Below are 25,527 nucleotides of genomic sequence, written 5' to 3'. Positions count from 1 at the left end.
AAAGGCCACTTTAAAAGTGGCTTTTTATTTTGTTGGCTTTGTACATGACAAAAAAAGATAACTCATTGAAATAATGGCATAATACTTGTTTTTTGACGACGAATATGATGACACATTTCAATGAGTTACATCTCATCTTAAACAAATATCGAAAGTGGAACAAGTCACATGTAAAATGTTTTACACTGATTATGCTGGCATTAATTGTAAAACAGACATGTAACCTTTCTTCTGCATCTAATAGAAGATGGAGAACTTTTACTTTTTGTTTTTCCTATGTTTAATGCTTCAGCTATTCGTGATTATGCATTACGCTGGGAAATCGAAACCTTATTTAGTTGTCTCAAAGGACGTGGATTCAATCTTGAAAATACTCGTTTAACAGACCCTAGACGAGTCCTAGCTATCGGTTTCTGTTGGTGCTATTTAACAGGTGAATGGCAACATGATCAAAAAAAAGCCATAAAACTAAAGAAGCATGGACGACTTTCACTAAGTTTATTTCGCTACGGTTTGGACTATGTTCAAATGGCTATTCTACGTTTGATTGGTTTCGGGAAAAAAGAAGAATTTAAGAAAGTGCTCGTAATTTTAAGGAAGAAAAAGCCTGATAGGACAAGGGCCCTATGAAATTTGTCGTGTACAGAGCTAAATAGATAAGAAGCCGAATTCGACTTCTTTTTTTGTTTAATTTAATTTCATGTTATTTTTAACAGTCCTTCTTTTCTTTCTGAGCTATGCATATCACAATTTTGCATATTGATATGAAAAAACAAGCTAAAGAAGCCGTTCTAAATTATTATAATGGATAAACTTTACTAGATTGCTCATTTGTCCACTAGTAAGAATATCGATATCACGAAAAATTGGAGTTGTTATGATACTCGTTCCTCCACACGGTCTTCCAAGTGGTGGTTTAATACCACTTATAGATTTTATGGGTAACATTGATAAGGGGGGATATGTACATGACTGAAAATAGATTAACTCACCTCAAGCAACTTGAGGCAGAAAGTATTCATATTATTCGTGAAGTTGCAGCTGAATTTGAAAATCCAGTGATGCTTTATTCAATTGGTAAAGATTCAGCAGTCATGTTACATCTTGCCTTGAAAGCATTTTATCCTGCTAAGCTTCCTTTTCCACTCCTGCATGTAGATACAGGTTGGAAGTTTAAGGACATGATCTCATTCCGTGACAACATGGCAAAAACTCATGGCTTTGATTTGATCGTACATCAGAACAAAGAAGGTCGTGATGCAGGCATTAACCCATTTGATCATGGTAGTTCAAAATATACCGACATCATGAAAACTCAGGGTTTAAAACAAGCATTAGATAAATATCAGTTTGATGCTGCGTTTGGTGGTGCACGTCGTGATGAAGAAAAATCACGTGCGAAAGAACGTGTTTATTCATTCCGTGATACGAAGCATCGTTGGGATCCAAAAAACCAACGTCCAGAACTTTGGAATCTTTACAATGGTAAAGTGAACAAAGGTGAGAGTATTCGTGTTTTCCCTTTATCTAACTGGACTGAGTTAGATATTTGGCAATATATTTACTTAGAAAATATTCAACTTGTTCCTCTTTACTTCTCGGCTGTACGCCCAGTTGTAGAGCGTAGCGGTACGTTAATCATGGTCGATGACGAGCGTATGCGTTTAAAGGAAGGTGAAGTTCCTCAAATGAAATCGGTACGTTTCCGTACACTTGGTTGTTACCCATTAACAGGTGCAGTTGAGTCTGAGGCGGATACATTGCCTGAAATTATCCAAGAAATGCTTTTGGCTACCAGTTCAGAGCGTCAGGGTCGTATGATTGACCACGATGAAGCTGGCTCAATGGAAAAGAAAAAGCAGGAAGGTTATTTCTAATTTCCTTAAGCAAGTCCCTCTGTTAAAAGAGGGATGTCGGGAAATTACAAAATTAGATTTCAAATTTTGTGGAGTTTTGAGCAATGTCTCATCAATCAGATCTTATTAGCCAAGATATTTTGGCATATTTAAAACAGCACGAAAATAAAGACCTTTTGCGCTTCTTGACCTGCGGTAACGTCGATGATGGTAAGTCAACGCTAATTGGTCGTTTACTTTATGATTCAAAGTTGATCTATGAAGATCAATTACAAGCAGTAACGCGTGATAGTAAAAAAGTAGGTACAACAGGAGATGCTCCTGACCTTGCTTTACTGGTTGATGGTTTACAAGCTGAACGTGAACAGGGGATTACGATTGATGTAGCCTATCGTTATTTCTCTACAGAAAAGCGTAAGTTCATCATTGCTGATACGCCAGGACATGAGCAATATACGCGTAACATGGCAACAGGTGCATCAACGGCTGATCTTGCGATTATCCTGATTGATGCGCGTTATGGTGTGCAAACGCAAACTCGCCGTCATACTTTTATTGCAAGTTTACTTGGTATTAAAAATATCGTTGTTGCGATCAATAAAATGGACTTGGTTGAGTTCTCTGAATCTCGTTTCAACGAAATTCAAGTTGAATATGATGCATTCTTAAGCCAGCTTGGTGAGCGTCGTCCAGAGAATATTTTATTCGTTCCGATTTCAGCATTGAATGGCGACAACGTTGTTAATCCATCTGCAAGTACGCCTTGGTACAAGGGTCAAACCTTGATGAGCATTCTTGAGTCAGTGGAAATCAAGCGTGATTCGAACAAAAAAGAATTTCGTTTCCCTGTTCAGTATGTGAATCGTCCAAATCTTGATTTCCGTGGTTTTGCAGGTACGATTGCACTTGGTGAAATTAACGTTGGCGATGAAATCGTTGCTTTACCTTCAGCTAAAAAATCGACTGTTAAAGAAATTGTCACTTTCGATGGAAATCTTGAACAAGCAATTGCAGGTCAAGCGGTTACTTTAACGTTAAATGATGAAATTGATATCTCACGTGGTAATGTTTTAGTTCGTGCAGGTGAACAACCGCTTATTTCGCGTAGTGTTCGTGCATCTGTTGTATGGATGAATGAACATCCACTAGTGAAAGGTAAACTATATAACCTTAAAATCGGTACGCAAACTGTTCCTGCAAAAGTCAGTGCGATCAATTACCGTGTCAACGTAAATACACTTGAACATACTCAAGTTGAAGAGCTTGAGTTAAATGCAATTGCAGATCTTGTAATTGAGTTTGATGCTCCAGTGGTATTTGACCAATATCAAGACAGCCGTTATACGGGTTCATTGATCTTTATTGACCGCTTAAGCAACGTTACTGTTGGTGCGGGGATGATTGAAGCAGCAGTAGAATGGACAGCGCATAGCAATCCTGTAACTGCTGAAGATCGTGCAGCGCGCTTAGGTCAGAAACCTGCTGTGATTGGTGTTTCTGCTCAGTTGATTGAACAGGCTCAGGCTTTGGAAAGTTTGTTGATTCAACAAGGTGTGGTTGCGATTGCAAAAGTTGGTTTAACGACTGAGCAAACTGTTTTATTGCGTGAAACAGGTGTAGTGGTTATTACAACAACTGTTGATGGTACAGATACCGATATTAATGCTGAAACAGTTGAAGAAGCAGCTGAAAAAATCGTGGAGTTAGTTCGTCTTTAATAGCTTGGACTGACTTCTAAAAGCCTGCTCATGCAGGCTTTTTTATTTTATAAATTCGAAATTTATATCTTTGAAGGTTTTTGATTCTTCGATTTAATTTAAAATACTGATAAATATATCGAGCTGATATTTTTTTATTCTGTTTTGAAAGGTCTTTTATGAGACAATAGTTCTTTGAATTATTGTCTAAGGACTCCCATGACTGAGCAAACTCCTGAATATTTAAGCGATATCGAAATTTTAGACATTTTACAGTCTATGAAAAAAGATAAGCTTGATGCAGAAGCGAACGAAATCATCCGTAATGGGGGGAAGGCTGGGCGTCAAGAAGCACACAAGCAAGCTTTGGTTGCACTGAATACAAGTTTTGAAGATAAATTTGTAGAAGCAGTAACACTTGCATTAGGTTTAAATTCTGGACAAGCTAAAAAAATTCGTTATAAAAAAGATCGTATTCGTATTTTAAAAGTGCGAGGTATTGATTATCTTGCAATTGATGGAGCTGAAACAGCTCAAGTTCTGTCTCAGGTTGCTCAAGCAATTGTGCGTGAAGATTCAATAGTGACTCATGATCTGCATAACATCTTTCCATTTTGGAAAGAAGGGTGGCCAATGGTTCAGTTCGATAGTGCGTATAAAATCCTATCAGAAGATATTGCAATTCATTATCAAGCTACATTAGATCAATTAATTTCACTATATGGTGGAAATTAAATTTTCTATAAATCAAATAAATTATTATAAATAACAAGGATGTTAAATTTATGAGTTTGAATATAGAGATCCCACATGAGGCTCTAGACGCTTTAAGAGCAGGTCAGTTGATAGATGCAATCAAAATTACTCGTGAGAAAACAGGTCTTGGGTTGAAAGAATCCAAAGACTTGGTCGAACGGTATTTAAAAGAACATCCACAAGAACAAGCGCTAATTCAGGAGCAGTTAGCCCAACGGGGTCGTGGCGGAATCCAAATCTTTATTTTGATTTTCATCATATTGGTGATTTTAGTTTGGTTTTTGACCAGATAAATTAAGCCCTTCAAAGGGCTTAATTTTTATGAGTTATTCAGTTGTTGTTGAAGGTGGTTCATTTTCTAAGCTGGGAATAATTTGAGTGACCAGTAATTGATCGATTTTATAATGGTCAATATCAACTACCTCAAACTTAAAACCCGCATATTCTACTGCATCAGCTGGACGTGGAATTTTGCGTAAACGATACATGATGAAACCAGCAATCGTTTCATAATTTTCATTTTCAGGAAATTCTTCAATTTCCAATACATGTTTTACATCTTCAATTGGGGTGCTACCATCAATCAGCCATGAGTGATTATCACGCTTAATAATTTGTTGATCTTCTTCCATTGGTGTGACCCAATCACCCATCACAGTAATCATGATGTCGCTGAGTGTAATCACACCAACCACCAAGGCGTATTCATTAATAACGACCGCAAATTTTTCTTTGGTTGAACGGAAGCGATCTAGTAATTCTGAAAGTGTTAATGTGTCTGGAATAATAAGAACAGTACGGATTGTTGATTCATTCAGCTGAAGGAGGGATTGATTGTTTAAGATACGGACCAAAATATCTTTGGTATCAACATAACCAATGACTTGGTCAATTTGTTCATTACAAACTAAAAACTTGGAGTAGGGATATTCGGCTAATTTCTGGCGAATACTGTTCTCATTTTCTTTTAAAGTGAAATAAACCACATTTTCACGTGTGGTCATACTTGATGGTACTGTGCGTTCTTCGAGTTCAAAAACATTTTCAATGAAGTGGTGTTCTTGTTTTTGTAATACACCAGCTTGAGCTCCTGCATCCATAACCGCAGAAATATCATCAAACGTAATATTGTCATCACGAATGGTATTTACTTTAAATAACCGGAACAATAAGTTTGCAATTGCATTGATTCCCCAAGCTAAAGGCTTACAAATCTTGATAAAAACTTGAATCGGCTCAATAACGCGAATGGAAATTTTTTCTGGGGCGATCATTGCCAAACGTTTTGGCATTAGATCCGCGAACAAAATAAACAGGGAAGTTACCAAAGTGAAAGATAAAGCAAAACCAATCGTTTCTAGCCAAGGGCCTACATAAAACTGTTTAAGCATTTCTACAAAAAATGGGCGAAAAGCTGCTTCACCTAAAATACCGCCTAAGATAGCAACAGCATTTAAACCGATTTGTGAGGCTGCAAAAAAGTCCGCAGATTGTTCCTGTAAATCTAAAACTTTTTGTGCTCGAATTTCACCAGATTCAGCCAAAATTTTTAATTTAACTTTTCGTGCGCCAGCAAGTGCAATTTCAGTGAGCGAGAGAAAACCTGCCGCAGTTATGAGCAGAATAATGACAATAATATTTTGGAAGAGACTCACATATCACCTGTGGTTCATCGTTTATTATGAATATGTTGTAACATAAAAAAACAAGAGAGGTAATTGGTTATTACCTCAGTATAACAATTTTGCTTATGAAACAAGCATATCCGTAGAGGAAATCATATTGTTACAAAGCAATATTTTAGTATTGTGAAAATTGTGAATTATTTAAAAGAAACTCACGATTTTCTTCTTCGATCATTTGGCGTGCTACAAAGAGGATAAGTTGTCTTAACCAACGATGTGCAGGATGATGGTGTAGCAATGGACACCAAGCCATTTTAAGCTCAAATTCTGGAATGTAAAATGGTGGGTCTTTAATAAGAAGACGAGGATTTTGTGCTTGCAAACGTGCCATACGTGTTGGCAATGTTGCAATCAGATCAACATTCTGCGCTAAAAGTGCAGGCATTTGATAGTGGCGAGTAAAAACTGAAATTTTACGACGCTGACCAATTCGTTCCAAAGCTTGGTCAATCCAACCAAGTCCTGCTTGTTTATCTGGATTTACGCCAAAGCCAACACCCATACCTGTTTTAGAAACCCAAATATGTTGAGCATCTAAATAGCTTTTAAGGTTGAGATGGGTTACAGCAGGGTGTTTATCATTTAAAATACAGCTAAAACTATCGCGCCATACCAAAACTTGATGGAAGCTTTGCGGGATTTCATTGAAGCGGTTAATGGCTAGATCAACTTTGCCTTGCTCCATATCTCGATAAGAGACATCACTTGGAGTTAAGAAGTCCAGTACAACATTTGGCGCTTCAGAGCGAAGTGCTTTTACAAGACGCGGTACAAGCGTTGCTTCAGCATAATCGGAAGTCATTATGCGAAAAACGCGCGTACTGGTATAAGGCCTAAATTCGGTACGTGGTTCGAGAATCATCGACAAATCTGATAATGCATCACGAATACGTGGTTGTAATTCGAGTGCACGCTCAGTTGGTGTCATGCCTTCAGAAGAACGAATGAGTAGAGGGTCGTTAAATAAATTACGTAAGCGACGTAAAATATTACTCATTGCGGGTTGAGTGACACCCAGTTGTTCTGCAGCACGTGTGACATTTTTTTCACGAAGAAGTACATCAAGATAAATTAATAAATTGAGATCAACCCGCTCCAGATTCATAAAAAAAATACCGAAAATAAAATTTTTGAATTGTGATGAATTATGACATAACTAAAGCCGTTTGTGTAACTTAAAACGAGATAAAAGGTATAGCAAATAGTTGAATGGTTTGGTCTTATTAAATTTGAATAAGCTTATAACAGATTCATTATCATGAGGAAATGATATTCAATATATAAAACACGATGGCCATTTCTGCATTTATTGGCTTTATTCATTCATATGTTTTGGTATTGGATAGTTGTTTTAAATGTATAGAAATAATACGAGTTAGATTGTTTAATGAATAATTTATGATGAATTTTATTTTTAAAAATATTTATATATCAAAGTCTTGGTTTATTTTTTTGAATATTCTATATCGTTTTATCTGTATATTTCATAAATAAATACTGAAAATTAACCAAGAATATTGGATTAATCTGTTTGCACAGACTAAGCTGTGCAATATGTTGATGAAGTGCTTAAAATCTAGACTATAAAAGCATGGTTTTTTGCGATCATTCGATGCCAATCCCTCTAAAGGAATATATCATGTCTACATATTTAACAGCGATTGATGCAATCCGCGAATTAAAAGCAAAATTCGGCGACACTTGGCGCGATATTAGCCCAGAAGATGCTGCTCGTATGCAAATGCAAAACCGTTTCAAAACTGGTTTAGATATTGCTAAATATACAGCTGCGATTATGCGTCGTGATATGGCTGCTTATGATGCTGACTCTAGCAAATATACTCAATCATTAGGTTGCTGGCACGGTTTCATCGCTCAACAAAAAATGATTGCGAACAAAAAATACTTCGGTACTACTGAACGTCGCTATATCTACCTTTCTGGTTGGATGGTTGCTGCACTTCGTTCAGAATTTGGTCCACTTCCTGACCAATCTATGCACGAAAAAACTTCTGTTCCTGCATTAATCGAAGAAATCTATACTTTCTTACGTCAAGCTGACGCGAAAGAATTAAACGATTTATTCCGTGCTCTTAAAAAAGCTCAAGAGGCTGGTGACACTGCTAAAGCTGCTGAAATCACTGCTCAAATCGATGGTTTCCAAACTCACGTTGTGCCAATTATTGCTGACATCGACGCTGGTTTCGGTAACGAAGAAGCGACTTACTTACTTGCTAAGAAAATGATCGAAGCTGGTGCTTGTGCGCTTCAAATCGAAAACCAAGTATCTGATGCAAAACAATGTGGTCACCAAGCAGGTAAAGTAACTGTTCCACACGAAGACTTCATCGCTAAGATTCACGCTTTACGTTATGCATTCTTAGAAATGGGTCTTGACGACGGTATCATCGTTGCACGTACTGACTCTGAAGGCGCTGACTTGACTCAAAAAATCCCAGTGGTTAAAGAGCCAGGCGACATCGCTTCTCAATACATCAGCTACTTAGATACAACTGAAATTGATATCTCTGAAGCTCAGGAAGACGAAATCCTGATCAAACGTAATGGTAAACTTCACCGTCCTAAACGTCTTGCTTCTGGTCTATACCAGTTCCGTGAAGGCACTCAAATTGACCGCGTTGTACTTGACTGTGTAACTAGCTTACAGAACGGTGCTGACCTTCTTTGGATCGAAACAGCGACGCCTAACGTTGCTGAAATCGCTCACATGGTTAACCGTGTACGTGAAACAGTTCCAAATGCTAAGCTTGTTTATAACAACAGCCCATCATTCAACTGGACGTTAAACTTCCGTCAACAAGCTTACGACCGTTGGGTTGCTGAAGGTAAAGACGTTTCTGCTTACGACCGTGCTAAATTAATGAGCGCTGAGTACGATGCTACTGAATTGGCTGCTGATGCTGATGAAAAAGTACGTACATTCCAAGCAGATGCTTCTCGTGAAGCGGGTGTATTCCATCACTTGATCACACTTCCGACTTACCATACTGCTGCTCTTTCTACTCATGAGCTTGCACAAGGTTACTTCGGTTCTGAAGGTATGTTGGCTTATGTTGCTGGCGTACAACGTAAAGAAATCCGTGGCGGTATCGCTTGTGTTAAACACCAAGCAATGGCTGGTTCTGACATCGGTGATGATCACAAAGAAATCTTCTCTGGTGACAACGCTCTTAAAGCGCACGATGATGCTAAAAACACAATGAACCAATTCGCTGCTCACTAAGCCTCGATTGATTCAAAAAAACCCTGCTTAAGCAGGGTTTTTTATTTTAATCATAAAAATGCTCGCAACAGCGAGCATTTAAAATTTAAAAAGATTATTCAGCTTCTTTTTTGAGTTGATATTTATCAGCCAAATCACCCGTAATTTCTTTACCATCCATATCTAATGCTTTTAAATAACCCTCAGCAACAAAATATTTACGGCTATCACCAGCTTTATCTAATTCAATAATAGATGAATTTTTGCTATCAAATTGGAAACTACCCTTGCTTTCAAATGGTTTGCCATCCCCCTTACCAAGATACGTTTCTTTAATCTCATAAGTTTTATCTGAATTAAGTTCTAATTCGGTTTTAATACCTTCACAATCTGCACAAGGGAGTATGCCTTTATATGTGCCATTCCAATCTAATGCATTTTCAGCAGTATGTGCAGTATCAGCTACAGTTGCTTCTGATACAGCTTCAGTTGTAGCTGGTGTTTGCTCTTCAACTTTTTTATTTTCAGTTTTACTACAAGCGACTAATACAAGAGAAGCTAGAGAAATTGCAATAATTGACTTTTTCATTTGGTATTAAGCTCTTTTTTAAAAAATATTGTTATTTAAACTATGGGATTTTAAGAAGAAAGGGTAGTGACAGTATGTAAGGGTTATTTAACCTTTGGTAAATCTATAAATGGCAGAATTTAAATTTATTATTTAACCTACTTATTGCAAAGTATTAAAATTTTAGAAAAAAGTAAATTTTAAATATAAAAAAGCCTTTATCGTTAGATAAAGGCTTTTTAAATTTTGGAGCGGGAAACGAGACTCGAACTCGCGACCCCAACCTTGGCAAGGTTATGCTCTACCAACTGAGCTATTCCCGCAATAGGACGCATTATAGAGAGTTTCATCCAACTGTCAACTCTCTATGTTGCTGAGTGTTGAATTAATCAGCACGTCGCCAAATTGTGCCTTGGCGAGTATCTTCTAAAACGACACCTTGATCGAGTAAAGACTGACGAATGCTATCGGCTTTTGCAAAATCTTTAGCTTTTTTTGCATCAACACGTTGTTGAATAAAATCTTCAATTTCTACATCAGAGAGATTAAGCGCTTCTTGACCAATATCAGACTTTAAAAAATCTTCAACATCATATTGCACTAGACCAAGAATGTTCGTCAGATAACGTAGCGTTGAATAAAGAACAGTTGCTTGTTCAGCATGTTCTTCTTTAACTGCACGATTTAATTCTTTATTGATTTCAAATAGTACTGCGATTGCTTCCGCAGTATTGAAATCATCACGCATTGCACTGTTGAAGCGTTCAACAAGATCTTGCGCTAAAGTTTCAACTGTTTTTTGACCATAAACTTGCTGATAAGCTTTAAATGAATGATAAAAACGACTGAGTGTGGTCTTTGCTTCTTTTAATGCAACATCAGAGAAATTGACAGGGCTACGATAATGAGATGAGACAATAAAGTAACGAATCACTTCGGGATGGAATTTTTCCATGACATCGCGAATGGTAAAGAAGTTGCCTAAAGATTTAGACATTTTTTCGCCATCAACATTGATAAAACCAACATGCATCCAATAATTTACATATTGCTCACCTGTTGATGCTTCACTTTGTGCGATTTCATTTTCATGGTGAGGGAACATGAGATCTGAGCCACCACCATGAATATCGAAATGATTGCCTAAGCAGCAAGTCGACATTGCAGAGCATTCGATATGCCAACCTGGACGGCCATTGCCCCATGGTGAAGCCCATGCAGGTTCATTTTCTTTGGCATGTTTCCAAAGTACAAAGTCGAATGGATGTTTCTTGTCTACTTCGACATCGACACGTTCTGATGCTCCTGCTTGCATGTCGTCCAATTTACGACCTGATAAGCGACCATATTTATCAAATTTAGTCACTTCAAAATACACATCACCATTGGCAGCGGGGTAGGCAGCACCTTTATCAACCAGTGTATTGATCATATTTTGCATTTGATCAATATATTCAGTTGCTTTTGGTGCCTCGTCTGGTGCTGCACAGCCTAAATTAGCTGCATCTTCATTCATTGCATCAATAAAACGAGCCGTGAGTTGTTGAATGCTTTCGCCATTTTCATTGGCACGCGCAATAATTTTGTCATCAATATCCGTGATGTTACGAATATAGCGAACTTTCCAGCCTTGGCTGCGTAAGAAGCGGATGATGTAATCAAATGCAACCATAACTCGAGCGTGCCCAATATGACAGTAATCATAAACAGTCATACCACAGACATACATGTCGATTTGACCTTCTTGACGTGGGACAAATTCAACTTTTTTACGTTGCTCAGAATTATATAGAACAAAAGGTTGCATAAGGGTTTTCAAACACTCTACAAAAATCGTGATTCATCATAACGTATGCATTGTATTTCATAAAGTTATCAGGTGAAAAAAATGGAGGAGTGATTGACTTTATAAATGCCTATTTTTTAGCAATATCGCATATTATGATTTTTTACTCTCGAGTTTATGATGAATAGCAATCTCAGATGTCTCATTCTTGCTCATCAAAGTGCAGTATGTGAGGTTCTAGCTCTTATGCAAGGATTTGGTATAAAGCAACCTATTACAAATATTGAATGGGCATGTATGGATATCCCTCAACTTGGTAAATTGATAGGAGGTATTCCATATTTTAAACATGGTTTTGGCTGTAAGCTTAAATTACCTAGAGGTGCCGTAGATTTTTATTTTGGAGAGCAGGGGCAGATCAATGGTTTTGATTTATGGAGATTGCTTGATTTTGCTGGTTCAAGATTATTTAAATATGGATTTTCTAGCGAAGCTGCTTTAAAGCAATGTTTTGAAGATGAAGTGAAAGCAGGTCGTTGAGTCTATTCAGGGTATATACTTTATTACTTAGTAGATTCTAGCAATTAACATAAGTTCAATCTCTCTTCATTTTTGATGAAAACTACTACATTTAGAAACGTGCATATTTTTCAATTATGCTAGAATCAGTATCATTCTTTTGATTAAAATCATCCACCTTCAGGTGGATAGCGTATTATTCTGGGTCAAACTCATATGTCACAAGCCATAAATTTTCAAAAAAGCGCATTAGAGACCCTGCGAATTGAGCAACAAGCCTTAGAAGTTCTTGCAACACAAATTAATGAAAGTTTTGATCGTGCCTGTGAAATTCTTTTGCAGTGTAAAGGGCGTGTTGTTGTGACGGGTATGGGCAAATCAGGTCATATCGGTCGAAAAATGGCAGCGACACTTGCATCAACTGGGACACCATCATTTTTTATGCACCCAGGTGAAGCGGGGCATGGTGATTTGGGTATGTTGGTTCGAGGTGATGTATTAATCGCGATTTCAAATTCAGGCAAAAGTGATGAAATCATGATGCTCATGCCGTTAATCAAACATCTAGGTGTACCATTAATTACTATCAGTCGTGATGATAAAGGACCAATGCCACAGAATGCGGATGTTGCACTGACATTAGGTGAGGCGGATGAGGCTTGTCCTCTAGGTTTAGCACCAACATCTAGTACGACTGCAACACTTGTTTTAGGCGATGCATTAGCCGTCGCATTGTTGGAAGCGCGTGGTTTTACCGCAGATGATTTTGCTCGTTCCCATCCTGCGGGAGCATTAGGTAAACGCTTACTTTTGCATGTAAAACATTTGATGCATACAGGGACTGAATTACCCAAAGTTAAACCTGATACACCGATGAACAAGGTGTTATATGAAATCTCAGATAAACGTTTGGGTCTTACCACGGTTGTTGATGAGAACGATATTTTATTAGGTATTTTTACTGATGGTGATTTACGCCGAATGATTGATCAGCAGCAAGGTTTTGATGTAAACCTCCCAGTTGCTGAAGTTATGACCAAAAATCCACTCACTATTTCTCAAGAAGCCCGTGCGGTGGAAGCATTGGAAAAAATGCATGAGAGAAAGATTAATCAATTTGTAGTTGTTGATTATACCAATAAAGTGATTGGTGTGATTAGTATGCATGACCTTATTCAGGCAGGAGTAAATTAAGCCATGGCATCTTATGCTTTACAAGAACAAGCACGTCATTTACAAGCATTAGTGCTTGATGTGGATGGAATCTTAAGCGATGGCTTTGTAACCCTAACAAACTCAGGTGATGAACTTAAATCATTTGATATTCGTGATGGGTTAGGTATGAAATTGGTTCAACAAGCAGGAATGAAAGTGATTATTATCACTGGACGTAAGAGCAATATTGTTGAAAAAAGAATGACAGATTTAGGTGTTGATCTTATTTTTCAAGGGCGAGAAGATAAAGGTGTGGCATTACGTGAAGCATGTGCTCAGTTAAATATTTTACCTGAAGATTGTTTATATATGGGCGATGACTGGCCTGATTTATCTGCATTTGCGATTGCTGGCATGAGTATTACTGTTCCCAATGGTCATGAGGAAGTTCGTCGTCGTGCAAATTTAGTCACTCAAGCGATGGGTGGACGTGGCGCAGTTCGAGAAGTATGCGATATGCTCTTATGTTCAAAAGGCGTTTACCAAGAGCTACTTGCAAAATATTTAGCTGTACCACATTAATAGTAGCGTGAATTACCCAAAGGTCAGGTAACTCTGTTTATGGATACCAAGGTTTTATATGTTGTCGCTGTTTTGATTGCTGCTTTAAGTGGTGGCTATTATTATTACAGCGGCAAAGCAAAAAAGTTGGATGTTGATTCAGCGAAAAATATGACTTATTCAGCGCAGGGTGTTCACTTAACACAGACTGATGAGCAGGGTAATTTATACGTTCGGGCTGAGGTGAAACAGTTGCAGCAAAATATGCAGCAGAAAACATCCCAACTTGATCAATTAAATGCCGTGATGTACAAGCAGGGTAAGGCTGATGCAACGTTTTATGCAAAACAAGCACAAGCCTATGACGATAATACAAAGATCATATTACAAGGCAATGTCGTTGCAACTAAATTGTCTGATCAGGGGAAAATGGAGTTTCATACTAATGAACTCACAGGATATCCAAAAACCAGAGAATTAGAGACACAACACTCAGTCACTGTACAAACGCCAAGTTCTGAGTTTGTTAGTCAAGGTCTAAAGGCAAATTTGAATAATGGTCAATATGAATTCTACAAAATTCGAGGAAAGTATGCGCCAAGCTTTTAATTCTAAATTTCGTTTCACTTTCCTAAAACAGGTCACTTGTATTGCCGCTGTAGTATTTTCTTCGGCTTCAAGTTTTGCTTTGCCATCAGACCGTAGCCAACAGTTATCATTGGTTGCTGATCGTGCAACCTATAATGATAAAACGGGTGTAACAACCTATACGGGTAACGTAGTGATCGAGCAAGGCACGATGAAGCTTCAGGCTGATTCTATTATTGCGACATTGAATAGCAAAAAAGAAATACAAACGATTACAGCTAAAGGTCAGTTGGCAAAATTTCAGCAGCAAATAGATGCTAAAAAAGGTTTAGCGCGTGGTGAAGCGCAGACCATTGTTTATAATGCCGATACAGGAATTATTACTTTAACTGGTAAGGCGTATCTATATCAAGATGGCTCTAGTATTCGTGGTAACAGTCTGAAATATAGTATGAACAAAGGTGATGTAGAGGCACAAGGTTCTTCATCAAATCGAGTTCAAATTATTATTCCGCCATCAAGTTCTAAAAGTTCTCCAGGGGCGCGTGATTAATGGATCAATCAGTACAGCAATCACAAACTTTATGTATTAAACACCTAGCTAAAAACTATAGTAAACGGTGGGTGGTAAAAGACGTTTCATTTACGATGCAAAGCGGTCAAATTGTTGGTTTACTTGGACCAAATGGTGCAGGTAAAACCACAAGTTTCTATATGGTTGTCGGACTTGTTCGGATGGATAAGGGTGAAATCCATTTAGATAATTTAGATTTATCTGATCTAGCGATGCATGAGCGGGCACGTAAAGGTATTGGATACTTACCACAAGAAGCATCAATTTTTAGAAAGCTCACAATTTCCGAAAATATCATGGCAATTTTGGAAACGCGTAAAGATCTAAATAAACAGCAAAGACAGCAACGTTTAACTGAATTATTGAATGATTTTAAAATTAATCATATTAAAGACTCGTTAGGAATGAGTGTATCTGGTGGTGAACGTCGCCGTGCTGAAATTGCTCGTGCGTTGGCCGCTGATCCCAAATTTATGCTATTAGATGAACCATTTGCAGGCGTCGATCCAATTTCTGTAGGTGATATTAAAGATATTATCCAGACATTGAAAAGTCGAGGAATTGGTGTTTTAATCACTGATCATAATGTAAGAGAAACCTTAGCAATTTGTGAAAAAGCTTATATTGTCAGTGAAGGTTCTGTGATAGCAGAAGGAACTCCGCAAGAAATTTTAGATAATGAGCAAGTACGTAAAGTGTATCTAGGTGATGACTTTGTTGTTTGAATCAAATTCAATCAAGAGATGAGAGAACCATTTATTGGTTCTTTTTTTATCTAAAATTATTATGAATAATAAATAGATACGTGATTAATGCATTTAAAACTAAAAGGTTTTAATTTTTAGATGATTGATTTTTAATTAATTTTTACTTTTATTTTATGCTGTTGTTTGCGCATTATTACGAAACTATTTTACAAAAAAACAAACACTTAAGTGTGTCCGAATTAGCTGAAAGAGCATAGTTTTTTGTTGGAAAAAGTGAGTAGAATGATTGTGCTTTTAAACGATAATAATATGAAAAGAATATGAGCATAAAGACAGATATATAGTCGTCAATAGTAGAACATGGAAAATATATGGAGATATTAAGTGGCTATTTTCTATAGTACTTTTATCGGTACCGATTACGCATGCTGAGACACTCCGTGAACAGTACCATACTTTAAAAAAACCTCGCTTAAAGTGAGGTTTTTTATTGTCTTGTGAAAAGTTATACTCTCTTTTTGGTTTGTATTTATGTTTTATGCCTTTCACTATCGCGAATACAGTTACTTTTGAAGAAGACATTAAAAAAAGTCGTTTCCAAGCGATTGCCGCAGTTGTTGAGAATGAGCAGCAAGTTAAAAATTTTCTAGAACACACCAAAGATACTTCAACTACACATCAATGCTGGGCATGGAAAATTGGACACCATGTACGCTTTAATGACGATGGCGAACCTTCTGGCACCGCAGGTCGCCCCATTCTTGCCACCATTGAAGGTAATGATTTAACCAATATCATTGTATTGGTCAATCGTTGGTATGGTGGTGTTAAGCTCGGTACAGGTGGTTTGGTCAGAGCGTATGGTGGATGTGCAGGTCAGTGTTTATTACTCGCTGAAAAAATTGAATTGATTGAGAAAAAACAGATTCAATTTGCCTGTTTATTTAATGAATGGGCAATTATCCAATATGAATTGATCCAACAACAGATTGAATATCAAGAAAGTTACACTGAAACAGGTGTTCTTATTGAAGCACGATTACAAGTACATCAAATTGAGCCTTTAAGGCATAAGCTCCAAGATGTGACACGTGGACGTGAATCGCTTAAGGTGATAGAGGAACAAGAAGATGACAACTGATCCTTTATTAAAGTATCGAGAACAACATAAGCATCGTTTGAATTATATGCCTTGGTTGTACTGGTCACTTAAGCCTAAACATCGAGAATGGGCCGAAGCATGGCAAGCTGAATATCAAGCTTATTTGATGGAAATGGAAACAATAGAGATTGGCAAAAATTGTTTTATTTCCCCTTTAGCACATATTTTTGCTGAGCGTGGGCGCAAGATCACGATTGGAGATAATACTTTTATTGCGGCAGATTGTACCTTGCATGGGCCGTTGCAGATTGGTAGTGAAGTCGCGATCAATCACCACTGTATTTTAGATGGTGGACGTGCAGGCATTAAGCTGCATGATCAGGTTCGAATAGCTGCTTATAGTCATTTATATGCGTTTGATCATGGCATGGATTTAGACCGACCAATATACCAGCAAGCTGTTACCTCCAAAGGAATTGAGATTGGGCGAGATGTATGGTTAGGGGCTCATGTTGGTATAAAAGATGGCGTGAAAATTGGACATCATGCGGTTGTGGGGATGAATAGTATGGTTACTAAAAATATAGAAGATTTTGCAATTGTGGCAGGTAATCCAGCTAGATTGATTCGTTATCGTACTGAATAAAATCAATTAAAAGCTCATGAGATTCTATACATAAATTTAACCCACCATACTTTGATCTGTGATAAGTTAAAAACAAGTAGAAGACCTAAGGTGTTAAACTTAAAGAGAGGCGAACATGAACCGTGTCATTGCATGTATTGATTCTTCACCCTGTATTGATGCTGTTGCTGAAGCAGCCGCATGGGTGGCGAAGCAAACGCAAAGAGAATTAGTATTGTTGCAAATTCTGGACTATTATCCAGCAAGCTATCATTTAGGTGAAATCAGCGGTGTCATTGGTTTTGAAAGTAATGCGATGTTACTCAAAGAGTTAGCCGAACTTGAGCAAAAGCAAAGCGAGCTTGCACTCGATTATAGTAATAATTTACTCAACCATATTTCAGAATTTATAGAGAAACAATACGGTTTAACCAGTACCAAGATTCAGGAAAAAGGCGATTTTCTTGAACAGAGCTTTAATATTTTAAAAGAGAATGATGTTGTCATTATCGGGCGTGTGGGTGAACGGGCGGCCGAGAAGAATAAGCCAATTGGCAGTAACGTGGAAAACTTTATTCGTGGTGCAAACTGTACAGTGATTACAGTGGGAGAGCATTTTGAACCACCGAAACGTTTTATTTTCGCTTATGAGTATTCACCGACCTGTCAAAAAATGCTGCAACGTATAGCACAAAGTGATTTATTGAAAAAGTTACAATGTCATTTGCTTTATGTCGGTGATCATCCAGAAATGCTGGCAGAGCCAGAAAAATATTTAAAAGATGCGGGTTTAGATGTTATACCCATTTATCGATACGGAGATGTTGCCCAAAATATTCTTGAATATCAACGAGAACATGATATTCAACTCATTGTTTTAGGTGCTTTCAGCCACAGTAAAATCCATCAATTCTTTTTGGGTAGCATTACCACCACCATTTTCCGTAATGCCAATGTACCTTTGCTTGTGGCTAAGTAATTCATTTTTATAAGAGGGTTTATTACACTTCAGCCATGCTTGCGTTATAGGCTAAAATGACTCAAACAAGGCATGAAACGCAGGCAATGGCGAGACCCTTATCAAGTTTCATAACGAAGTTTGTGGATATTTTAGCCATAACCCTATGGGACAGGAGCATTTTTTGTCATTACTGTGTTATGTCTTGTTCATTTAGAATGACTAAATTTCACAATACATGTCTTGTTCCGCCTAAAAAATGCTCGCTGTCGCAAGCATCTGTGAAGTGTTAATAGACCCTCTACTAGTTATCCGCAATTACTGTGGATAACTATATGGAAAAGCATTGTAGATAAATATAATCTATTGATATTGAATAAATAATTTTTTTAGATTGTTTTTTGATCTCTATTTTACGATTGCAATTGCAAAACCATCATGCCCTTTAGATCCTACTGTTTGTAGAGCAGTGCAAGAGAGCAGTTGAGGATGATCTTTTAATGCTGAGAATGCTTCACGAATGCCTTCAATACTAGGCTTCTTATTATTCTCATCTAAGATAGCACCTGCACGAATGACGTTATCAAGTACAATAATCGTACCTGAGTGAGAAAGCTTTAAGCTTAATTCAAAGTATTCACGATAACTTTGTTTATCGGCATCAATAAAAATTAGATCAAAGGGTTCACTGCCTTCAGCAATGAGTTGCTTCATAATATCTGCACCACGACCTTTCTTGAGCTCGATATTGGTTGGCATCTTGGCAAAATCGATATTTTCCTGAGCAATAATGACGTGAGTATCTCGACCTTCTACCGTGAGTAGATAGCCATCTTCAGGTAATGCTTTTGCCAGCCAAATAGTACTGTAGGCACCAAAAGTTCCCAGTTCCAGTACCCGTTTGCATTGGTTCATCTGAATCAACATTTGCAAAAACATGCCTTGATTAGGCGCAACAGCCAAATGATTAGAAAACCCCTGAGTATCGGTGTTGTCTAATGCATGTTGAAGTCTTGGGTCTGTGGGAATTAAATGTGAATTGATATAGTCATCAATGTCGGTCCACATCTGTTGCATAATCAAGTTTACCTATGAATCTGTTAGCTGCATTTTAAACATTTATGCTTAGAGTGCAATTTGATTACTGAATTAATCACTACCATTGAAATAAAAAAGAGACCGTTTAGATCTCTTATCGATTTAAATTATCGTTTATTAGAAGTTACACATTGAACTATTTCGGGTGAGGTCAGGCCCCCAAGTTCGATAACCTTGCGTATCGATATGAATTTGGCCAGAGCTGTACAAGCCTATTCCAAGATTTAAACTCTGCCCATGCTGGATCCAAAATTGGCATAGTTTAAATTTGGTCTGTTCAATATATGCATAGTCTTGCGGTTGTGGAACCTCAGGCCCGATACGGAAGTCGATTGCTGAATTGAACAAATGCTTAGAAGAACCCGCACCACCTGCACATTGATTTAAAGGTAGATCGCGGTAAACAGAAGTGACTTCGAAATCAGTTAAAATCTTAGCAGCGATTAAATATTTAAAGACCCGTAAGGTTGAAAGTGAATTATTCCATAGCTCACGATTTGGTACCATATATTCTGAGCGACCACATTTTTGCCAATCTCTAGCGGTACGTAATAATTCAAAACTTGGAATAATATGCGCCACATTGTTGCGTGTTAAAAACTGCTCGTATTCGCGGACGCGCGCGTAACTTTCACCTTGATTGAGCCATTGGCGATAAGAGTTTGGTTCAACTTTATTTGGAATTGGGTGAGTAAAAGTAACTTGTTCTTGAGGAATGTAAATTCTTTTATCTTGATTTTGATTCACTTTAGTGGCTGAACTGACACAACCGACCATCATCACAGGGATGATACAAAATGATAAGAGACCCTGTAATTTATTTCGCATCATAAAAAAGCAGTTCACAATCTATAAGTGATAGATGAATTATTTTAATGCAAAATAACGCACAAATAATGGTGCAATTGCAAAGAAATGTGTGATTCGAGTATAAAAAAAGACCAGTTAATACTGGTCTTTTCTATGATTATTTTTCTAAATATTGCAATTTATTTGGCTTGCCATTCCATTCTTCACGATCGGCGGGTTGTTCACCAATTTGAGTGATGTTATTACCTGCCCATTTTTCAGAGAGTTCAGCATTCAGCTCAATAAACGCTTCTTGACCTTCAGGTAGCTCATCTTCAGAGAAAATCGCATTTGCTGGACATTCAGGTTCACACAATGCACAGTCAATACATTCATCTGGATTGATGACAAGGAAGTTTGGACCTTCATAGAAGCAATCTACAGGGCAAACTTCAACACAGTCTTGATATTTACATTTAATACAGTTTTCGGTGACAACAAAGGTCATGGCGGCAGCTACCTAAAAAATATGGTTTTCATTTTGCATAGCGTATTTTAGGCAAAAAATACCGATAGAAACAATTCCTTTTATTGATATTTATTATTCGTATCAATGAAATGGGCTTATTTATATGACTTTTATTGATAATAAGTCTCAATAACTTAATGAATTGTCAAATTTCTCCTTGCATTACATGATGCAAAATGAGCGCACAAATATAATTCCGATCTTACAACTAGAGAAGTCAGCTCTGACCTAGGGCCAAAGCTGATGATTTAATCTTAATTTTCGAGTGCTTGGCTAGATTTGAATAAGGCTTTGAGCTGATAAAGCTGTTCAAGTGCTTGACGTGGTGTTAGATCATCCACATCAATTTTATCTAACAATTCAAGCGCAGGGGATTGAGCTTCCACTTCAACAATTTTCTCAACAACTTGAGTTTCAATTTCATGCTCAAGTGAACTGAATAAATCATTTTGAACTGTATTTTGCAAATGTTGATGCTGTTGCTTTTCCAGAATTTTCAAACGTTTCTGTGCTTCTTTAATTACACTTGCTGGAATACCTGCCAGTTTTGCAACTTGTAAGCCGTGGCTTTGGCTTGCAGGACCGTGTTGTACTTTGTGCAATAAAATTAAATTACCATTCAGTTCTTGTGCTGTCACATGATAATTATCAATACCGACTTCACCACCCAGTTCGGTTAACTCAAAGTAGTGTGTTGCAAACAGACATAGACATTTCACACGCTTCGTCAAATCAAGTACACATGCCCAAGCTAAAGAGAGGCCATCATAAGTACTCGTACCACGACCAACTTCATCCATCAAAACCAAAGATTGACTTGTAGCATGATGTAAAATCTGTGAGGTTTCAGTCATTTCCACCATAAAAGTAGATTTACCTGTCGACAAATCATCCGCAGAACCGATACGGGTAAAGATACGATCAATTGAACCTAGTTTTGCCGATTTTGCAGGAACGAAACTACCACAGTAAGCAAGTAAACTGATTAATGCAGTCTGACGCATAAATGTCGATTTACCGCCCATATTTGGACCAGTGATAATCGCCATACGGTGTTGTGGGTCTAGAGTCGTATCATTCGGTGTAAAGGGTGCTTTATTTAAAGCTTCAACCACAGGATGACGACCAGCTTGAATTTTGATGCTGGTTTCAGCCGTAAATTCAGGTCTTGTCCAATTATTTAATCTGGCTTGATGTGCAAAATTTGCCAGTACATCAATATGCGCAATTGCTGCGCTCATCATTTGTAGTTGAGCAATATTTTGGCGAAGCTCATCTAATAAGGATTCAAACAAAAGCTTTTCACGGGCAAGCGCGCGTGATTCACTTGAAAGGACTTTATCTTCAAAGCTTTTTAGTTCAGGCGTGATATAACGTTCCGCATTTTTGAGTGTTTGACGACGTATATAATCGGCTGGTGCTTGCTCGGCCTGAACGCGTGTCAACTCAATATAATAACCACTGACACGATTATAACCAATTTTAAGTGTATTGATTCCAGTACGTTGGCGTTCTTTAATTTCTAAATCAATTAAAAATTGCCCTGCATGATCGCGAATTTTACGTAATTCATCCAGTTCATCATCATAACCCTCGGCAATGACATTGCCATCACGCAACAGCACAGGTGGATTCTCAACAATTGCCGCCATTAAATGTTGATGTAGATTTTTGAAATCACCTAATTGATTATCCAACTGATTTAATAATTGAGATTGTTGGTTTTTTAGCACAGGTGCTAAAGCATGCCGTAAAAATGGAATTTGTGCACATGCTTGACGCAGTTGAACTAAATCGCGTGGACGTGCACTGCCCAAAGCAACACGACTCAATACACGTTCGATATCACCAATTTCTTTGAGCACTAAACGTACAGGAGATTCATGGTAGCCTTTTAATAATTGCTCTGAGGCATCTAAGCGAGCATCTAATATGGCAGTATCACGAATCGGTTGCATAAGCGTTCGACTGAGTAAACGGCCACCCATTGCGGTTTGGCAGTCATTAATCAGTTGGAATAAAGATGTGCCATGTTCAAATAACGGATCAATAATTTCTAAATTACGCCGTGTAATTGGATCAAGTGCAATAAAGTCAGTGCTTTGCTCAATTTGAATAGAACGAATATGTGGTAAAGCCGTTTTTTGTGTTTCTTTGGCATAATGAATTAATGCTGCGGCTGCGGCTTTTGCCAAAGGGAGTGGATCTAGACCAAAGCCTGATAAAGTTGAAACTGAGAACTGGTCACATAAGGTCTTTTGTGCATTATTTAAATTAAAATCAACATTTGGACGTTTAGTAATTGGGCAGTCTAAATTCTTTTTAATTTGTTCAATAATATTTTGATCGATCAGATCTTCATCAATGAGAATCTCGCTAGGCATTAAACGAGCTAGCTCAATTGCCAATTGTTCTGGCTTATAGTTTTGTTGTTGAACTTTAAAAATACCCGCACTCAAATCAAGTAATGCAAACCCAATTTGATTTTGTTGAATACATAAAGCAACCAGATTTGAAGACTGATAACTGCTAAGTAATGCATCATCAGTCAAAGTACCTGGTGTTAGAATACGAACTACTTTACGTTCCATAGGTGCTTTACTGCGAGAACCTGCGTTCTCGCCTTCACCAACTTGCTCACAAATTGCAACTGTGCGACCAGATTTAACTAAGCGGGCAAGGTAGCCTTCGGCTGAATGATAAGGCACTCCAGCCATTGGAATCGGTTGCCCACTCGCTTTACCGCGATGAGTCAGTGTAATGCCGAGTAGTTTGGCTGCTAAATGCGCATCTTCAAAGAATAGCTCATAAAAGTCACCCATACGATAGAACAGCAATGCATGTTGATACTCTGTTTTGACTTTGAGATATTGCTGCATCATAGGTGTGTGAGAAGATAAGTCAGCCATGATTTCAGCGCTGTTCATGCGTATTAAGTCCTTTATTTTCAATGTATTTAATAGTGTTTAACATAAACAGAATATCCGAAGGTGTAGGAGAAAATCTAAGCAAATACAGCCTAAGCCAAAACATTAGTGTAGGTTTTAGTGTAGGTTGTTTTAGTTTAAACTAGCCATCATTCCTGATCAATAATTGGAAAATGGACAGTTTGAAAGGATAACAAATAATTCAATCTTCTTGTGAGGTTTAAAATGGTCGGCTCGATAAATCAACAAACGACAATAAAAAAAGCACTTTCAGCAAAAGCCATTGAGAAGATGAAAGTGGGTGATCCTGATAAATCTGATATTGGGGAATATGTGGGGCTGCGGGTGCATTGCGGCAAAACGGGAACGAAGACCTTTTTCTATCGTTATCGTAGTCCTGTGGATGATTCGATCAAACAATATAAGATCGGAAATTTCCCTCAAGTTACATTGGCGGAAGCAAGAATAGAGCTCATTCGTTTAAAAGCTGAAAGGAATCAGGGGATTTGTCCCAAACATAAAAAAGAGCAGGAAAAGCTCCAGCAACAGATTGAACAAGAGCTTGCAAAAAAAGATATGTCTCAACTTACTGTACAGCAAATGATAGAGATGTATTTGACTGAGGTGATTGAAGATCACTGGATTACTGACCCTCGAACAAGGGAAAGGAAGAAGGTCTTGGGGGTAAGAAAGCCCAAAGGTCAATCTGAAACACGACGAACCTTGTATGGCGATGCAGTACGGGTTTTGGGTAATCGTATTGCTTTGGAAGTAACTCGAAAAGATGTGGTGGCTTTAACCAAAGAGATTATTGATCGTGGTTCTAATGTACAGGCTGGACGGGTATTGTCCGAATTGACGTTAGCGTATGAATACGCTATTGGACTAGAGCGGTTTCCAGCCAATTTTGCTAATCCTGCGTTATTAGCCAAGATGAGTATTAAGCAGTCAAGGCTAAAAGTAACCTGTAAAAAGGGCACACGAGTTTTAAATGATCAGGAATTAAAACGTGTATTGGCTTGGCTGCCAACATCAGGATTTACAACCCATCAAAAACATATCCTTTATTTAACGCTATGGACAGGTTGCCGTACTGGAGAATTGTGTGATGCTGAATGGCGGGATTTTGATTTGGATCAAGGTATATGGCATCTAAAAGCTTCAAAAAATAGCACTGAGCGTTATGTTCAATTATCAACTCAATGCGTTAATTTATTATACACATTCTACAAACCTGATCAGAAATATTTATTCGCTTCGAGTCGAACAGGGCTTCCTATTCAGCAAAAGTCTTTAAGTGAAATGAAATGGCAATTAAAGAATCCAGAGAAAGTTCAAACCAAATATCGTCCTGAGCAACTTTGGTTAGAAAATATGGATGATTGGAATCCACATGATTTACGTCGAACAGTGAGAACGGGTTTATCCAGATTAGGATGTCCTAAAGATATTGCAGAAGCAGTTTTGGGACATTCCAAAAAAGGAATTGAGGGAACTTATAATCTGCATAATTATGAAGCCGAATGTGCGGAATGGTTGCAGAAGTGGGCGGATCATATGGAGAAGCTAATTTAAGTAATAAAAAATTGATGAGATAAATCCGTCTTAATTGGCGGATTTTTTATATCTTAAATTTGAATAAATTACACTAATTTGAAAGAATAAATTTGAAATTTATAGCTTTAAGTTAAATTAATAAAGCAAATTTTTTTGAATGTTTTTATTAGTTTTTATTTGAATTTTTTAGAAGATTTTATGGTTCTAAACTTGTGTTTTAATTTTATATCATTAATATAAAAACAAAGACTTATCCACTTTATTTTT

The 25,527-nt window shown here is 37.6% G+C and carries 23 protein-coding genes, 1 tRNA gene and 1 pseudogene; 16 read left to right on the top strand and 9 right to left on the bottom strand.

Annotated elements, in window-relative coordinates:
- Nucleotides 1–240: 240 nt before the first annotated feature.
- From F908_RS03415 to F908_RS03395, 5 genes and pseudogenes are all read left to right on the top strand, one after another.
- Nucleotides 241–630, top strand: a pseudogene (locus F908_RS03415) (IS4 family transposase); the annotation flags it as partial.
- Between the two features lie 338 nt (nucleotides 631–968).
- Nucleotides 969–1,877, top strand: coding sequence for a sulfate adenylyltransferase subunit CysD (cysD, locus tag F908_RS03410; protein ID WP_005157587.1), 909 nt, complete (start codon nucleotides 969–971; stop codon nucleotides 1,875–1,877).
- Nucleotides 1,878–1,960: 83 nt separating this feature from the next.
- Nucleotides 1,961–3,574, top strand: a complete 1,614-nt coding sequence (gene cysN / locus F908_RS03405; protein WP_005157585.1) for a sulfate adenylyltransferase subunit CysN — start codon at nucleotides 1,961–1,963, stop codon at nucleotides 3,572–3,574.
- 198 nt (nucleotides 3,575–3,772) lie between these two features.
- Nucleotides 3,773–4,288 (top strand): hypothetical protein, encoded by a 516-nt coding sequence (locus F908_RS03400; protein WP_005157583.1) that lies wholly within the window; start codon nucleotides 3,773–3,775, stop codon nucleotides 4,286–4,288.
- Between the two features lie 50 nt (nucleotides 4,289–4,338).
- Entirely contained in the window at nucleotides 4,339–4,602 is a 264-nt protein-coding gene (locus F908_RS03395; protein ID WP_005157580.1) for a ribosomal protein L7/L12, read from the top strand.
- 33 nt (nucleotides 4,603–4,635) lie between these two features.
- Here F908_RS03395 and F908_RS03390 read toward each other — a convergent pair whose 3' ends face one another.
- Together F908_RS03390 and F908_RS03385 are read right to left on the bottom strand one after the other, a co-directional pair.
- Nucleotides 4,636–5,964, bottom strand: coding sequence for a polyamine export protein PaeA (locus tag F908_RS03390; protein ID WP_005157561.1), 1,329 nt, complete (start codon nucleotides 5,962–5,964; stop codon nucleotides 4,636–4,638).
- A 145-nt stretch (nucleotides 5,965–6,109) separates the two neighbouring features.
- Nucleotides 6,110–7,099 (bottom strand): LysR family transcriptional regulator, encoded by a 990-nt coding sequence (locus F908_RS03385; RefSeq protein WP_004663040.1) that lies wholly within the window; start codon nucleotides 7,097–7,099, stop codon nucleotides 6,110–6,112.
- 534 nt (nucleotides 7,100–7,633) lie between these two features.
- Between F908_RS03385 and F908_RS03380 the strand changes: the two genes are divergently transcribed.
- Nucleotides 7,634–9,238, top strand: coding sequence for an isocitrate lyase (locus F908_RS03380; RefSeq protein WP_005157558.1), 1,605 nt, complete (start codon nucleotides 7,634–7,636; stop codon nucleotides 9,236–9,238).
- A gap of 94 nt (nucleotides 9,239–9,332) precedes the next feature.
- Here the strand turns inward: F908_RS03380 and F908_RS03375 are convergent, their stop codons facing one another.
- The 3 genes from F908_RS03375 to cysS all read right to left on the bottom strand — a co-directional run bounded on the left by F908_RS03375 (nucleotide 9,333) and on the right by cysS (nucleotide 11,592).
- Nucleotides 9,333–9,806 (bottom strand): copper resistance protein NlpE, encoded by a 474-nt coding sequence (locus F908_RS03375; protein ID WP_005157556.1) that lies wholly within the window; start codon nucleotides 9,804–9,806, stop codon nucleotides 9,333–9,335.
- A gap of 226 nt (nucleotides 9,807–10,032) precedes the next feature.
- A tRNA-Gly gene (locus F908_RS03370) sits at nucleotides 10,033–10,108 on the bottom strand.
- 62 nt (nucleotides 10,109–10,170) lie between these two features.
- Nucleotides 10,171–11,592, bottom strand: a complete 1,422-nt coding sequence (gene cysS, locus F908_RS03365; protein WP_005157553.1) for a cysteine--tRNA ligase — start codon at nucleotides 11,590–11,592, stop codon at nucleotides 10,171–10,173.
- Nucleotides 11,593–11,748: 156 nt separating this feature from the next.
- Here cysS and F908_RS03360 point away from each other — a divergent pair, with 156 nt between their 5' ends.
- The 9 genes from F908_RS03360 (at nucleotide 11,749) to F908_RS03320 (ending at nucleotide 18,381) form a co-directional block, all read left to right on the top strand.
- Nucleotides 11,749–12,111: a DUF6896 domain-containing protein gene (locus tag F908_RS03360; RefSeq protein ID WP_228127618.1), complete on the top strand. Its 363-nt coding sequence runs from the start codon at nucleotides 11,749–11,751 to the stop codon at nucleotides 12,109–12,111.
- Between the two features lie 195 nt (nucleotides 12,112–12,306).
- The gene (locus tag F908_RS03355) at nucleotides 12,307–13,284 is read left to right on the top strand and encodes a KpsF/GutQ family sugar-phosphate isomerase (protein ID WP_005157546.1); all 978 of its coding nucleotides are present in this window, start codon (nucleotides 12,307–12,309) and stop codon (nucleotides 13,282–13,284) included.
- Nucleotides 13,285–13,287: 3 nt separating this feature from the next.
- Nucleotides 13,288–13,827, top strand: a complete 540-nt coding sequence (locus tag F908_RS03350) for a KdsC family phosphatase (protein WP_005157544.1) — start codon at nucleotides 13,288–13,290, stop codon at nucleotides 13,825–13,827.
- Between the two features lie 39 nt (nucleotides 13,828–13,866).
- Complete coding sequence (gene lptC / locus F908_RS03345; protein WP_005157542.1) at nucleotides 13,867–14,415, top strand: LPS export ABC transporter periplasmic protein LptC; 549 nt, start codon at nucleotides 13,867–13,869, stop codon at nucleotides 14,413–14,415.
- On the top strand, nucleotides 14,399–14,947 hold the full coding sequence (lptA, locus tag F908_RS03340) for a lipopolysaccharide transport periplasmic protein LptA (RefSeq protein ID WP_005157541.1): 549 nt from the start codon (nucleotides 14,399–14,401) through the stop codon (nucleotides 14,945–14,947). The genes lptC and lptA overlap by 17 nt, the downstream gene beginning before the upstream one ends.
- The gene (lptB, locus tag F908_RS03335) at nucleotides 14,947–15,693 is read left to right on the top strand and encodes an LPS export ABC transporter ATP-binding protein (RefSeq protein WP_004663024.1); all 747 of its coding nucleotides are present in this window, start codon (nucleotides 14,947–14,949) and stop codon (nucleotides 15,691–15,693) included. The genes lptA and lptB overlap by 1 nt, the downstream gene beginning before the upstream one ends.
- 520 nt (nucleotides 15,694–16,213) lie before the next feature.
- Nucleotides 16,214–16,816, top strand: coding sequence for an IMPACT family protein (locus tag F908_RS03330; protein WP_034602625.1), 603 nt, complete (start codon nucleotides 16,214–16,216; stop codon nucleotides 16,814–16,816).
- Nucleotides 16,806–17,423, top strand: a complete 618-nt coding sequence (locus F908_RS03325; protein WP_005157536.1) for an acyltransferase — start codon at nucleotides 16,806–16,808, stop codon at nucleotides 17,421–17,423. The genes F908_RS03330 and F908_RS03325 overlap by 11 nt, the downstream gene beginning before the upstream one ends.
- 115 nt (nucleotides 17,424–17,538) lie before the next feature.
- Nucleotides 17,539–18,381 (top strand): universal stress protein, encoded by an 843-nt coding sequence (locus tag F908_RS03320; protein ID WP_005157534.1) that lies wholly within the window; start codon nucleotides 17,539–17,541, stop codon nucleotides 18,379–18,381.
- Nucleotides 18,382–18,768: 387 nt separating this feature from the next.
- On the opposite strand, the gene F908_RS03315 is transcribed toward F908_RS03320, so the two are convergent.
- The 4 genes from F908_RS03315 to mutS form a co-directional block, all read right to left on the bottom strand.
- On the bottom strand, nucleotides 18,769–19,437 hold the full coding sequence (locus tag F908_RS03315; protein WP_005157533.1) for an O-methyltransferase: 669 nt from the start codon (nucleotides 19,435–19,437) through the stop codon (nucleotides 18,769–18,771).
- Nucleotides 19,438–19,575: 138 nt separating this feature from the next.
- On the bottom strand, nucleotides 19,576–20,289 hold the full coding sequence (locus F908_RS03310) for a D-Ala-D-Ala carboxypeptidase family metallohydrolase (protein ID WP_005157531.1): 714 nt from the start codon (nucleotides 20,287–20,289) through the stop codon (nucleotides 19,576–19,578).
- 136 nt (nucleotides 20,290–20,425) lie between these two features.
- Nucleotides 20,426–20,755, bottom strand: a complete 330-nt coding sequence (fdxA, locus tag F908_RS03305; RefSeq protein ID WP_004663008.1) for a ferredoxin FdxA — start codon at nucleotides 20,753–20,755, stop codon at nucleotides 20,426–20,428.
- Between the two features lie 275 nt (nucleotides 20,756–21,030).
- A complete protein-coding gene (mutS, locus tag F908_RS03300) occupies nucleotides 21,031–23,703 on the bottom strand; it encodes a DNA mismatch repair protein MutS (RefSeq protein ID WP_005157529.1) in 2,673 nt (890 codons plus the stop codon).
- Nucleotides 23,704–23,928: 225 nt separating this feature from the next.
- On the opposite strand from mutS, the gene F908_RS03295 reads away from it, so the two are divergent.
- Complete coding sequence (locus tag F908_RS03295; protein WP_005157527.1) at nucleotides 23,929–25,278, top strand: tyrosine-type recombinase/integrase; 1,350 nt, start codon at nucleotides 23,929–23,931, stop codon at nucleotides 25,276–25,278.
- Nucleotides 25,279–25,527: the final 249 nt, after the last annotated feature.

Origin of the sequence: Acinetobacter sp. NIPH 284 (assembly GCF_000369425.1) — a bacterium.
GTDB lineage: Bacteria > Pseudomonadota > Gammaproteobacteria > Pseudomonadales > Moraxellaceae > Acinetobacter.
The sequence above is the reverse complement of the archived record's forward strand: the minus strand, read 5'-3'. Positions and strand labels throughout refer to the sequence as shown.

Coding starts and splice junctions, on each gene's coding strand:
- lptB (WP_004663024.1), top strand. CDS start 14,947: ATGGATCAATCAGTACAGCAATCACAAACTTTATGTATTAAACACCTA.
- cysN (WP_005157585.1), top strand. CDS start 1,961: ATGTCTCATCAATCAGATCTTATTAGCCAAGATATTTTGGCATATTTA.
- fdxA (WP_004663008.1), bottom strand. CDS start 20,755: ATGACCTTTGTTGTCACCGAAAACTGTATTAAATGTAAATATCAAGAC.
- F908_RS03330 (WP_034602625.1), top strand. CDS start 16,214: ATGCCTTTCACTATCGCGAATACAGTTACTTTTGAAGAAGACATTAAA.
- F908_RS03385 (WP_004663040.1), bottom strand. CDS start 7,099: ATGAATCTGGAGCGGGTTGATCTCAATTTATTAATTTATCTTGATGTA.
- F908_RS03360 (WP_228127618.1), top strand. CDS start 11,749: ATGATGAATAGCAATCTCAGATGTCTCATTCTTGCTCATCAAAGTGCA.
- F908_RS03295 (WP_005157527.1), top strand. CDS start 23,929: ATGGTCGGCTCGATAAATCAACAAACGACAATAAAAAAAGCACTTTCA.
- F908_RS03325 (WP_005157536.1), top strand. CDS start 16,806: ATGACAACTGATCCTTTATTAAAGTATCGAGAACAACATAAGCATCGT.
- lptC (WP_005157542.1), top strand. CDS start 13,867: ATGGATACCAAGGTTTTATATGTTGTCGCTGTTTTGATTGCTGCTTTA.
- mutS (WP_005157529.1), bottom strand. CDS start 23,703: ATGAACAGCGCTGAAATCATGGCTGACTTATCTTCTCACACACCTATG.
- F908_RS03355 (WP_005157546.1), top strand. CDS start 12,307: ATGTCACAAGCCATAAATTTTCAAAAAAGCGCATTAGAGACCCTGCGA.
- F908_RS03350 (WP_005157544.1), top strand. CDS start 13,288: ATGGCATCTTATGCTTTACAAGAACAAGCACGTCATTTACAAGCATTA.
- cysS (WP_005157553.1), bottom strand. CDS start 11,592: ATGCAACCTTTTGTTCTATATAATTCTGAGCAACGTAAAAAAGTTGAA.
- F908_RS03310 (WP_005157531.1), bottom strand. CDS start 20,289: ATGATGCGAAATAAATTACAGGGTCTCTTATCATTTTGTATCATCCCT.
- F908_RS03320 (WP_005157534.1), top strand. CDS start 17,539: ATGAACCGTGTCATTGCATGTATTGATTCTTCACCCTGTATTGATGCT.
- cysD (WP_005157587.1), top strand. CDS start 969: ATGACTGAAAATAGATTAACTCACCTCAAGCAACTTGAGGCAGAAAGT.
- F908_RS03380 (WP_005157558.1), top strand. CDS start 7,634: ATGTCTACATATTTAACAGCGATTGATGCAATCCGCGAATTAAAAGCA.
- F908_RS03400 (WP_005157583.1), top strand. CDS start 3,773: ATGACTGAGCAAACTCCTGAATATTTAAGCGATATCGAAATTTTAGAC.
- F908_RS03395 (WP_005157580.1), top strand. CDS start 4,339: ATGAGTTTGAATATAGAGATCCCACATGAGGCTCTAGACGCTTTAAGA.
- F908_RS03375 (WP_005157556.1), bottom strand. CDS start 9,806: ATGAAAAAGTCAATTATTGCAATTTCTCTAGCTTCTCTTGTATTAGTC.
- lptA (WP_005157541.1), top strand. CDS start 14,399: ATGCGCCAAGCTTTTAATTCTAAATTTCGTTTCACTTTCCTAAAACAG.
- F908_RS03315 (WP_005157533.1), bottom strand. CDS start 19,437: ATGCAACAGATGTGGACCGACATTGATGACTATATCAATTCACATTTA.